Below are 10,276 nucleotides of genomic sequence, written 5' to 3'. Positions count from 1 at the left end.
GGACGAGTCCCCTTGACCCCGTTCCCGCCGCTCCGGCGCGCAAAGCCGCGCCGGAGCGGCGGATTCAGGTTGAATGGGCTCAGAGCCCTTGACATTCGCGGCGGATGATGGTGCCGCAGAGCGATGCAGAATGACACGGCGCAACCTGCCGGGAATCGGGTCCGGGGCCGCCTGGCCCCCAGCCCCACCGGACACATCCACCTGGGCAACGCCTGGGCCTTTCTCATGGCCTGGCTGGCGGCCCGCTCGGCGGAAGGGGAGGTGGTCCTGCGCATGGAGGACATCGACCCGGACCGCTCGCGCCCGGAGTTCGCGGACGCCATCCTGCGCGACCTGCGCTGGCTCGGCCTGGACTGGGACGAGGGGCCGGACGTGGGCGGAGCGCACGGCCCCTACGAGCAGAGCGCCCGGCTGGAGCGTTACGCCGCTGCCGTCGAAGGGCTGGAGCGCGCCGGGCTGGCCTATCCGTGCTTCTGCACACGCAAGGAGCTGCGCGGCCTGGCCAGCGCGCCGCACGCCGGCGACGGCTCGCCCATCTACCCCGGCACCTGCCTGCGCCTGGGAGCGGAGGAGCGCGAGGGGCTTCTGCGCCAGGGGCGGCGGCCCGCCCTGCGCCTGAGCTGCGGCCAGGGCGAACTGGCCTTCCACGACCTCGTCGCCGGGCCGCAGCGCTTCACCATGGCCGACTGCGGCGGCGACTTCGCCCTGCGCCGGTCCGACGGCGTGTTCGCCTACCAGTTGGCCGTGGTGCTGGACGACATGGAAATGAACATCACCCAGGTGGTGCGCGGCGACGACATCCTCACGAGCACGCCGCGCCAGCTCCTGTTGTACGAGCTTTTCGGCGCGCCGCCGCCGCGGCATGCGCACCTGCCTCTGGTGCTCGACGCCGACGGCGAGCGCCTGGCCAAGCGCCACGACTCCCTGACCCTGGCCGCCCTGCGCGATGCGGGCGTTTCGGCCCCGGCCATCGTCGGCTACCTGGCCTGGCGCGGTGGGCTCGTCGACAGCCCCCGCCCGGTGCTGCCCCGGGAGCTGGTGGCCGGGTTCGACCTTTCGCTGCTGCCCCGCGAGGCGGTGCGCCTGCCCGCCGACATCGCCGGTGTGCTGGCCGCTTTGGGGTAGGCGCACCGCCGGGGCGTGATGACAGCGCCGACCGCATGCGCTATAGCCCCCTCAGATGAACGCCGAATCCCGCCACATAGCCCGCCGCGCCGCCACCGTCGGCGGGGCCACCCTGGTTTCGCGGATGCTGGGCTTCGTGCGCGACCTCATCACTGCCTTCACCCTGGGGGCGGGCCTGTTCGCGGATGCCTTCTTCGTGGCCTTCCGCATCCCGAACCTCTTGCGCAGCCTGTTCGCCGAGGGCTCCCTGACCATGGCCTTCATCCCTGCGTTCTCGCGGGTGCGGGCGGAGGAGGGCGAGGAGCGCGCCAGGGAGATGGCCCGGGCGGTGCTGGCCTGGCTCGTGAGCATCCTGACGGCCATCACGCTCCTGGCCATGTACTTCGCGCCGGAGCTCACGGGGCTCATCGCGCCGGGCTTCGAGCGCAATCCCGAGCTGCACGCCACCACGGCGAGCCTGCTTCGCATCTGCTTCCCGTACATCATCTTCATCTCGGGCGTGGGGCTGTGCATGGGCGTTCTGAACGCCCTGGACCATTTCTTCGCCCCGGCCTTCGCCCCGTGCATCCTGAACATCGGGTTCATCAGCTTCGCGCTCGTCGGCTGGCATTTCGAGCTCAACGTGGCCTATTGCCTGGCTTGGGGCGTTTTGGCCTCCGGCCTGGGGCAGTGGCTGTTCCAGCAGCCCTACCTGCGGCGGCTTGGCTTTTCCTGGCGCGGGCCGTGGCGCTGGTTCGACCCGGCGGTGCTGCGCATGGGCAGGCTCATGCTGCCCTCGGTGTTCGGCAGCGGCGTGTACCAGCTCAACCTGCTGCTGGGCACGCTCCTGGCGTCGTTCCTGCCTGTGGGCAGCATCTCGTACCTGTACTACGCCGACCGCCTTGTGCAGTTCCCGGTGGGGGTTTTCGGGCTGGCGGTGAGCACTGCGGCCCTGCCCAGCCTCTCTCGCCTGTGCGCCGAGGGCACGCCCGAAGAATTCCTGTCCGTCATCCGTTCCTCCCTGCGCCTGTCGCTGACCATCAGCCTGCCAGCCATGGCGGGGCTGGTCGCCCTCTCCGAGCCGCTCATCGCGCTGCTGTTCGGGCGCGGCGCCTTCGGGCCGGAGGCCATCCGGGCCACGTCGCATGCGCTCATGGCCTACGGCCTGGGGCTGCCCGCCATCGCCCTGGTGCGGCCGCTGGTGGGGGCCTTCTACGCCCTGGAGGACACGCGCACCCCGGTGCTGGTGGCCACCCTGTGCGTGGCCGTGAACATCCTGCTGGGCTGGGCGCTCATGCAGCAACTGGCCCACGTGGGGCTGGCCCTGGCCGTGTCCTTGGCCAGCTGCGTCAACGTGACGCTCCTGTCCCTGCTCTTGCGCCGCCGTCTGGGGGCCTGGCCCATGTGCCTGTCCACCTGGCTCAAGTGCGGCGCGCCCAGCCTCGTCATCGGGCTGCTGGCCTGGGGCAGCTCGGGCACGCGCCTTGTCTGGCTGCTGCTGATCCCGCTGTGGGCGGTGCTGTATTTTCTGCTGGCCCGCCGCCTGGGCCTGGACGAAGCGCGCATGCTGGTGGACGCCCTGGCGCGGCGCGTGCGTCGGCGTGGGTGATTATTTCTCGCTGATCTCTGAGCTTTTCTTGTCAAACTTCCCCGGTGTGAGATAGTGTTGGCTCATGGGGGCGATCAAGGTCGCCGACATGAGCCAAGGGGCTGGGCATGGCGCAGGAAAGACACGTGCAAAGAGCGGCAGCGCGGCTGAAGGCCGTGTTTCTGCTCGTGTGCGTGGCGTTTCTGGCTGCTTCCTGCGGCTCCAGACCCAACAATCCCCAGGAGGAGCTGGCCGTGGCGCTTCTGGTGGTCGAGGGCGGGGCCCTGGGCATGGAAAGCGAGTATCGCAACGCTGCCGAGATGGTGCGCCGAGAGGCGGTCCTGGCGGGCGGCATCGCCACCCCGAACGGGCGCGTGCCCCTCAGGTTGGAGACGCTGACCCACGGCCCCGGCGTTGAGGACGGCTTGCGAGCCATGCGCAAGGCTTTGGCTTCCGGGGCGGTGTGCGTCATCGGCGGGGCCACCTCGGAGCAGGCGCTGCCCATGGCCGCCTTGGCCGAGGAGAGCCGCGTCCCCTTCATCAGCCCCGGGGCCACCACCCCGCAGCTTACCACGAGCCGCAACTACGCATTCCGCATTCCCTATTCCGACGCCTTCCAGGCCCGAGCCGTCGCCCGCCTGTGCCGCGACGGCGGAGCGCAGCGCGCCGCGGTGCTCTTCGACCAGGGGAACATCTACTCCCGCACCCTGGCCGCGGAATTCAAGCAGGCCTTCATCGCCCGGGGCGGCAAGCAGGCCGAACTGGCCGGATACCTGGACGCGAAGGACGGCGCTCCCCTGTTGCGCACGCTCCTGCGCTCCCGCCCAGAGGTGTTGTTTCTGCCCGTTTACCACGTTGATGCCCCGCTGCTGGTGCGTCAGGCGCGAGCGCTGGGCTTCAGGGGCGAGGTGCTTGGGACGGACGGCTGGGACCTGCTTCGCAACGTCGACATGGAGGGCATGACGGGCGCGCGTTTTCTGGTGGTCTGGCATCCTTCCGGGCAGCAGACGGAAGTGGCGCGCGGCTTTCTTGAACGCTACACCGCGGCCTTCGGTCGTCAGCCGAACTCGGTTTCGGCGCAGGTTTATGATGCTTTCGGCCTCCTGTTCCGGGCCGCCAGGCAGGCGCGGGGCTTTGATCCCCAAGTGCTGGCAGCGGCCTTGCGCGACGTGACGGAATTTTCTGGCGTGGTCGGCTACGGGCGCTATTCCATGGGCACGCCCGCGCGCGATGCCCAGATACTGGAGATCTCCTCCCGGGGGTTGCAGCGCGCCGGGACAGTTCTGAGCATCGCGACGGGCGAAGGCTCTGGGGATGCGGAGGTGGTGCAGTGAGGAGCGGAACCTTTGCGCGGCGATGCCTGCTCGGTGTGGCGCTGTGTCTGGCCCTGGGGGCGTTGGCGGTTATGTCCGCCTGCTCCGGGGCAGGGGCAGGGGCAGGGGCTGAGGACGACGAGTTTCGCATCGGCCTGCTGGTACCCCTGTCCGGCCCCCCCAACATCGTTACGGCAAAAGACGCTGCCGAGGCGCTTGTGGCGCGCGTCAACGCCGGGGGCGGTCTGGCTGTGGGCGGCAGGCGTATCAAGGTCCGGCTGCTGGTGGAAGACACAGGAGGCCATGTGGAGCGCACTCTGAGCGCCGCTGTCCGGCTCATCCGCCAGGAGCGGGTAGCCGCCCTTGTGGGTCCCTACTACAGCCGGGACGCCATCTTCGTAGCCAACGCGACCGAGGACGCGCAGGTGCCCATGGTCAGCCCCACGGCGAGCAACCCGCAGGTGACTTTGGGCCGCAAGTACGCCTTCAGTGTCTGTCTGGTGGACACGGTGCAGGGGCGGTTCATGGCCCAGTATGCGTTCCAGGTTCTCGGCCTGCGCAGCATCGCGGTGCTCTATGACGAGTCTGATACCTATCCCCAAGGGCTTGCCCGGTATTTTGCCGATGCCTTTGTGGCGCTCGGTGGAAAGGTTGTGGCGCAGGAAGGGTATCCTGGAGGCGTGACGGACTTCTCCATACAGCTTGGGCGCATTCGGGCTGCCAAGGCCCAGGCGTTGTATCTGCCCAACTACGTTCAGGATGTGGTCCTGCAGATGGCTCAGGCCAGGCGGGCCGGGTTTAGCGGAGTCTTTCTCGGAGGCGACTCCTGGGAGGAGGGCACAAGTGTCCTCGAATTGTCGGCGGCGCAGGGCTCGTTCTTCACCGCGAACTTTGCGCATGGGGCCATGGGCGAGGCCGTGCGTCGGCAGGCAGAGCACTTGGAGAGCGTTGCGGGAGTTCCCATGGACAGCGACGGAGCCATGGTGCTGGACGCCCTGGGCGTGGTCCTGGCCGCAGCCCAGGCCGTGGGCAGCGTGGCCCCGGTGTCGCTGCGCGCAGGCATAGCCTCTCTGCGAGACTACGAGGGGTTCTCCGGGCGGCTGTCGTTTGAGCGCGGGGGAGACGCGGTGCGCGGCGCGCACATCATGTTCATCGAAGGCGGGCAGGCCCGCAGCCGCAAGGTGTTGGAGCCCGCGTCATGAGCAGGGGAACGAGGCGCGCATGATGGGCTTCATCCAAAAAAGCCTGGTGGCCCGACTGGTGAGCACCTATCTGGTGTTCTCGCTGCTGGGCGTGGCAGGCATGGGCGCGGCCAGCTATCTGGTCGGCCGGGCCTTTCTGCGCCAGGCAGCGGTGGACCGCCTGCAGTCCGCCAGCCGCCAAAAGGAGACAGACCTGGGGTTGTGGATAGAGGAGCGTCTGCGCGATCTGCAGTTCGTGGGCGCCACCGTCGCCCGCCAGTATGCCGGCAAGGCCGGGCTGGACGAGCGTGAAACCCAACGGCTGCTCTCGCACCTGCGCGACTACATGGCTGCCCAGGCAGACGTGCGCGAGGTGCTTGTGCTGGCCCCCACGGGCGGCCGTGTGCTGCTCTCCACCGATCCCGCGCAGGTGGGAGGCTACCGGGCCAGCTACAATTACTACACCCAGGGGCGCCAGGGGGCGACGGTCCAGAGCGTGTATCCCTCGCCGGAGTCCTTGCGGCCGACCATCACAGTGAGCATGCCCCTGAAGGACGAGTCCGGCGAGCTGCTCGGCGTGCTGGCGGTGCACCTCGGGCTTGAGCGTATCGACCAGATCATCCGCTCCCGGGCCGGCCTGGGCGAAACGGGCGAGACCTACCTTGTGGACTCTTCGAACACCCTGGTGGCCTCCGGGCGCAAGGGGCTTCTGCATTCCGGGCGGCAGGCCCATACCGAGGGCATCGAGCGCGCCCTGGCCGGGGGCAGCGGGCACGGCCAGTACCTGAACGACGCCGGGGTGCCGGTGGTCGGGGTCTACCGCTGGCTGGCGCCCTACCAGATGGCCTTGCTGGCCGAGATGTCGCAGGACGAGGCCTTCGCCTCCGCCGGGCGGCTGGCGCTGGTCAGCGTGCTGGTGGGGCTGGCCGTGGCCGCGCTGCTGTGCCTCGGAGTGTACGTGTTCTCCCGGCGGATGGCCCGGCCCATCCTCTCCGTGACCAAGGCCGCCATGGCCGTGGCCGGGGGCGATTTGTCGGCGCGCGCGCCGGTGGCCACCAGGGACGAGCTGGGCAACCTGGCCAAGGCCTTCAACGCCATGACCAATGACCTCTCCAACCTCTACTCGAGGCTTGAGCTGGAAGGACGGGAGCGCGGGGCGATCCTGCAGAGCTCCTTTGACGGAATCGCCCTGGCCGAGAAGAGCGGCGAGCTCGTCTTCAACAACCCCGGAATGCAGCGCCTGTTCGGCTACTCCGTCAGCGAGGTGCCTTCGCTCGCGGCCCTGGCCGATCGCATCTTCCCGGCGCCGGAGGACCGCCAGAGCTTCGTGGTCAACCTCATGAACGACATGCTGCAGGAGAATCCGCCGGAGCGCGTGTTCGCCTTCCTGCACCGCGACGGCGGCCAGTGCTGGTGCCGCATGAGGGTCTCGCGCATGCCCGGCGGGCGGGTGGTGATAAACGCCCAGGATGTCAGCGCGCTCAAGGCCAGCGAGGAGCGCGTGCGGCACATGGCCCTGCACGACTCCCTCACCGGCCTGCCCAACCGCCAGCTCTTCGCCGACCGCTTGGAGCAGGCCCTGCGCCGGGCGCGGCGCAACAACTCCGGCGTGGGTCTGCTGTACATCGACCTGGACCACTTCAAGGCCCTGAACGACGCCCACGGCCACGCCCACGGCGATCGCGTGCTGGTGGAGACCGCCTTGAGGCTCAAGGCCTGCGTGCGCGAGTCCGACACCGTGGCTCGCCTGGGCGGCGACGAGTTCGTCATCGTTCTGTCTGATTTGCCCGGAGCGGCGGACGCCAAGGCCGTGGCCGAGAAGGTGCTGGATACGTTGCATGATCCGGACGCGGCTGGCGGAAACATGTTCCTGGGCGCTTCGGTGGGGGTGGCCTGCTACCCGGTCAACGGCGAGGACCAGGACAGCCTGCTTTCCAAGGCCGACGCGGCCATGTACGCGGCCAAGCGCGCGGGGGGCAACGCCTACCGGATGGCCGGTACGCCCTCCTGATCTCCCGCCTATTGCCTGAGCTGCGGTCTTTCCTTGCAGATGAACGCGCGCATGGTGTCCGCATCCACCGGGTGCGAGAACAGAAAGCCCTGGCCGCTCTGGCAGTCGAGCATCTTGAGCATGGACCACTGTTCCTGCTGCTCGATGCCCTCGGCCACCACCTCCAGGTTCAGGCTGTGGGCAAGGGCGATGATGGTGCGAACGATCTTGCGCTGTTCGGTGCTCGAATCCATCATGCCCACGAAGCTCTTGTCGACCTTGAGCGTGTCGATGGGAAAGTTCTGCAGCGAGGCCAGGGACGAGTACCCTGTGCCGAAGTCGTCGATGCTGATCTTGACCCCCAGGGCCTTGATGGCGTGCAGGCGCTGGGCCGTGAGCACGGGGTTTTCCATGGCCACTGTCTCGGTGATCTCGAGCTTGAGGTTCTCCGGCGGCAGCCCCGACTGGCGCAGCACCCGGGCCACGGTGTTGCAGATGCTGTGGTGGGCCAGCTGACGGGCGGAAATGTTCACGCTCATGGTCACGGCGCCCATGTCGGTGCGCTGAACCAGGGTCTCCACCATGTCGTGGCAGGCCTGCTTCAGCACCCATTCGCCCAGCGGCACGATGAAGTCCGTGGCCTCGGCCACGCCGAGGAACTCGGCGGGCTGCATGAGCCCGTGGCGGGGGTGGTTCCAGCGCAGCAGGGCCTCGATGCTGGTGACGGTGTTGGTCTCCAGGCAGACGATGGGCTGGTAGGCCAGGAAGAACTGGCCGCAGCGCAGGCCCGCGTGCAGGTCTATCTCAATCTCGTGCTGGCGCGAGGCGTCGACGAAAAGGCGCGAGTGGAAGACCTTGCAGCGGTTGTTTCGGCTCTCCCGCGCGCGCCGGAGCGCGATGCTGACGTTGCGCAGGAGGTCCTCGGGCTGGTCGTACAGGGCGGGGCCAAGGAGCACCCCGGCGCTGGGCGTCACGTTGACCTCATGTCCGCGCAGGATGAAGGGCCGGTCCAGCAGGGAGAGCACCTTGTGCACGAAGGCCATCATCTCGCGCGGGGTCTTGCCCTGCATGATCACCGCAAACCCGTCTCCCGAGAGGCGGCAGGCCACGTCGGGCGCGGTGACGGCCGAGGCGATGCGCTCCGCCGCGATGCGTACCAAATCGTCGCCGTAGGTCGGCCCCAGGGTCTCATTGACCTTTTTCAAGCGGTCGATGTCGAGGGCCACCACGGCGAAGTCCTCGGCCAGGGAGCCTCTGTCCAGCAGGCGCTGGATGCTCTCCAGGCAGAAGGCCCGGTTGTACAGGCGGGTCAACGGGTCCGAGAGCCGGGAGAGCTCCATCTCCAGGTCGAGCGCCTTGCGGCTTGAGATGTCGCGCAGGGTGGAGCGCAGGTAGGACGCGCCGTCAGGCCCGGTGATCAGGCGCGAGTGGCAGCGCAGCCAGCGCACCCCGCCGTCCTGGACCTGGATGCACAGCTCAAGGCAGCGGCGGACGCCGGGTGCGGCGCCGCGCATCTCCCGCGTGAAGTCTGAAACGAGGGTTCTGGAGCCGGGGTGGGCGATGCGCCCCAGGGCGTCGGCCCGGCCCTGGAAATGCGCCGGGTCGAATCCGGTGATCTCCCGGCAGGCGGGCGAGCAATAGACCACGGTGCCGTCAAGGTCCTCAAGGAGTTCCCAGTGGTGAGCCGTCTCGACGAGTAGGGTTGCAAGATCGCTCATGGCCGTCCCGCGTCCTTTTGTGGTGCTGCGCAATGCGTTGTCTTCGGCCAGGCGAATGATTTTGTTTATGCCTTGAAGCCAAGAATTAATGTTTACTTTTTTCAATATTGCATAACGCCGGGCTTCGGCTGCTTTACAGCGCCCACGTACCCGGCTAGGGTTCCGCCTCATGGACGCCCTTCCTCTGCGCCATCGCGGCCGCACCCCACGCCTGCTCCTCTTGACCAGCGCCTATTTTCTGCTGGGCGAGCTCAAGGCCGCCTGCCAGCGCCTCGATGTCCCGCACCTGCTGCTGGACTTCGCCTCCCGCAGCGTGGACCGCGAGATGTTCATCCGCACCGTGCGCGAGACGGTGGCGACCTTCAAGCCAGACGCCATCGTCACGGTGAACCACCTGGGCGTGGACCATGAGGGCGTGCTCTACGCCCTGGCCGGGGAACTCAAGCTGCCGCTGGTGTCGTGGTTCGTGGACAACCCGGAGTTCATCCTGCCGCTGTACCCCAAGCCAGACCCCCAAAGCACGCTCATCTTGACCTGGGACGCCGACAGCCTGGATGCCGTGCGCGGCTTCGGCTTCACCAACGTCTTCTGGCTGCCGCTGGGTGCCGACCCGCAGCGCTTCAGCCCGGGGCGCACGGGCAGGCCCGAGTGGCGCTCGCGGGTGTCCTTCGTGGGCAACTCCATGGTCGCCAAGACCGCCAGCCGCCTCAAGGCCGCAATGCCCGGCCCGGCGTTGCTCGCGGCTTTCGCCGAGCTGGCGCGCGCTTTCGGGCAGTCGGGCGAGCGCTCGGTGGAGGCCTTCCTGGCCGCGTCCAGACCGGAACTCCGCTCGGAGCTGGCCGCGCTGCCGGTCTTGCAGCGCGTGGCCTACGCCACGGCGGTGGTCTGGCATTCCACCCTGGAATATCGCCTGGGCTGCGTGGCCCGGACCCTACCCTTCGGCCCGCTCATCGCCGGGGACTCCGGCTGGAGCCAGCTGCTGCCCGAGGGCGCGGGACAGCGCCTGCTCAGGGAGCTGAGCTATTATGAAGACCTGCCCGGTTTTTATCCGGCCAGCGAGGTGAACTTCAACTGCACCAGCCTGCAGATGAAGGGCGCGGTAAACCAGCGCGTGTTCGACGTGCCCGCAGCCGGGGCCTTTCTGCTCACAGACCACCGCAGGCAGATCGAGCGCCTGTTCGAGCCGGAGACAGAGATCGCGCTGTATCGCGATGTCGAGGAGATACGGCCGCTGGTGGAGCGCTTCCTGGCCGATCCCGAGGCCCGCGAGCGCATCGCCGGGGCCGGGCGCGCGCGGGTGCTGGCGGAGCACACCTACGAGCACCGCTTGAGCGCGCTCATGGCGGCCATCGAGCAGTCCTTCCCCGGGCGGGTTCGCTAGC

Annotated in this window: 7 protein-coding genes; 6 read left to right on the top strand and 1 reads right to left on the bottom strand. The window is 68.4% G+C overall.

The genetic code is table 11. The features are described from left to right. Positions 1-123: 123 nt before the first annotated feature. The 5 genes from gluQRS to RDU24_RS07695 all read left to right on the top strand — a co-directional run bounded on the left by gluQRS (position 124) and on the right by RDU24_RS07695 (position 7,197). Entirely contained in the window at positions 124-1,125 is a 1,002-nt protein-coding gene (gene gluQRS / locus RDU24_RS07715) for a tRNA glutamyl-Q(34) synthetase GluQRS (protein ID WP_308735177.1), read from the top strand. Between the two features lie 55 nt (positions 1,126-1,180). Continuing rightward, the gene (murJ, locus tag RDU24_RS07710; protein WP_308735176.1) at positions 1,181-2,713 is read left to right on the top strand and encodes a murein biosynthesis integral membrane protein MurJ; all 1,533 of its coding nucleotides are present in this window, start codon (positions 1,181-1,183) and stop codon (positions 2,711-2,713) included. A 107-nt stretch (positions 2,714-2,820) separates the two neighbouring features. Next, positions 2,821-4,026 (top strand): ABC transporter substrate-binding protein, encoded by a 1,206-nt coding sequence (locus RDU24_RS07705; protein ID WP_308735175.1) that lies wholly within the window; start codon positions 2,821-2,823, stop codon positions 4,024-4,026. Positions 4,027-4,097: 71 nt separating this feature from the next. Next, positions 4,098-5,207, top strand: a complete 1,110-nt coding sequence (locus RDU24_RS07700; RefSeq protein WP_308735174.1) for an ABC transporter substrate-binding protein — start codon at positions 4,098-4,100, stop codon at positions 5,205-5,207. A 19-nt stretch (positions 5,208-5,226) separates the two neighbouring features. Further along, positions 5,227-7,197: a diguanylate cyclase domain-containing protein gene (locus RDU24_RS07695; protein ID WP_308735173.1), complete on the top strand. Its 1,971-nt coding sequence runs from the start codon at positions 5,227-5,229 to the stop codon at positions 7,195-7,197. Positions 7,198-7,205: 8 nt separating this feature from the next. Here the strand turns inward: RDU24_RS07695 and RDU24_RS07690 are convergent, their stop codons facing one another. Further along, positions 7,206-8,894 (bottom strand): putative bifunctional diguanylate cyclase/phosphodiesterase, encoded by a 1,689-nt coding sequence (locus RDU24_RS07690; protein ID WP_308735172.1) that lies wholly within the window; start codon positions 8,892-8,894, stop codon positions 7,206-7,208. 169 nt (positions 8,895-9,063) lie between these two features. On the opposite strand from RDU24_RS07690, the gene RDU24_RS07685 reads away from it, so the two are divergent. After that, positions 9,064-10,275 (top strand): CgeB family protein, encoded by a 1,212-nt coding sequence (locus RDU24_RS07685; RefSeq protein ID WP_308735171.1) that lies wholly within the window; start codon positions 9,064-9,066, stop codon positions 10,273-10,275. Position 10,276 lies beyond the last annotated feature (1 nt).

This window comes from Humidesulfovibrio sp. (assembly GCF_031082295.1).
Lineage (GTDB): Bacteria > Desulfobacterota > Desulfovibrionia > Desulfovibrionales > Desulfovibrionaceae > Humidesulfovibrio.
The sequence above is the reverse complement of the archived record's forward strand: the minus strand, read 5'-3'. Positions and strand labels throughout refer to the sequence as shown.

Excerpts from the sequence above, each read along its gene's own strand:
- gluQRS (WP_308735177.1), top strand. The coding sequence starts at position 124 with ATGCAGAATGACACGGCGCAACCTGCCGGGAATCGGGTCCGGGGCCGC.
- murJ (WP_308735176.1), top strand. The coding sequence starts at position 1,181 with ATGAACGCCGAATCCCGCCACATAGCCCGCCGCGCCGCCACCGTCGGC.
- RDU24_RS07705 (WP_308735175.1), top strand. The coding sequence starts at position 2,821 with ATGGCGCAGGAAAGACACGTGCAAAGAGCGGCAGCGCGGCTGAAGGCC.
- RDU24_RS07700 (WP_308735174.1), top strand. The coding sequence starts at position 4,098 with ATGTCCGCCTGCTCCGGGGCAGGGGCAGGGGCAGGGGCTGAGGACGAC.
- RDU24_RS07695 (WP_308735173.1), top strand. The coding sequence starts at position 5,227 with ATGATGGGCTTCATCCAAAAAAGCCTGGTGGCCCGACTGGTGAGCACC.
- RDU24_RS07690 (WP_308735172.1), bottom strand. The coding sequence starts at position 8,894 with ATGAGCGATCTTGCAACCCTACTCGTCGAGACGGCTCACCACTGGGAA.
- RDU24_RS07685 (WP_308735171.1), top strand. The coding sequence starts at position 9,064 with ATGGACGCCCTTCCTCTGCGCCATCGCGGCCGCACCCCACGCCTGCTC.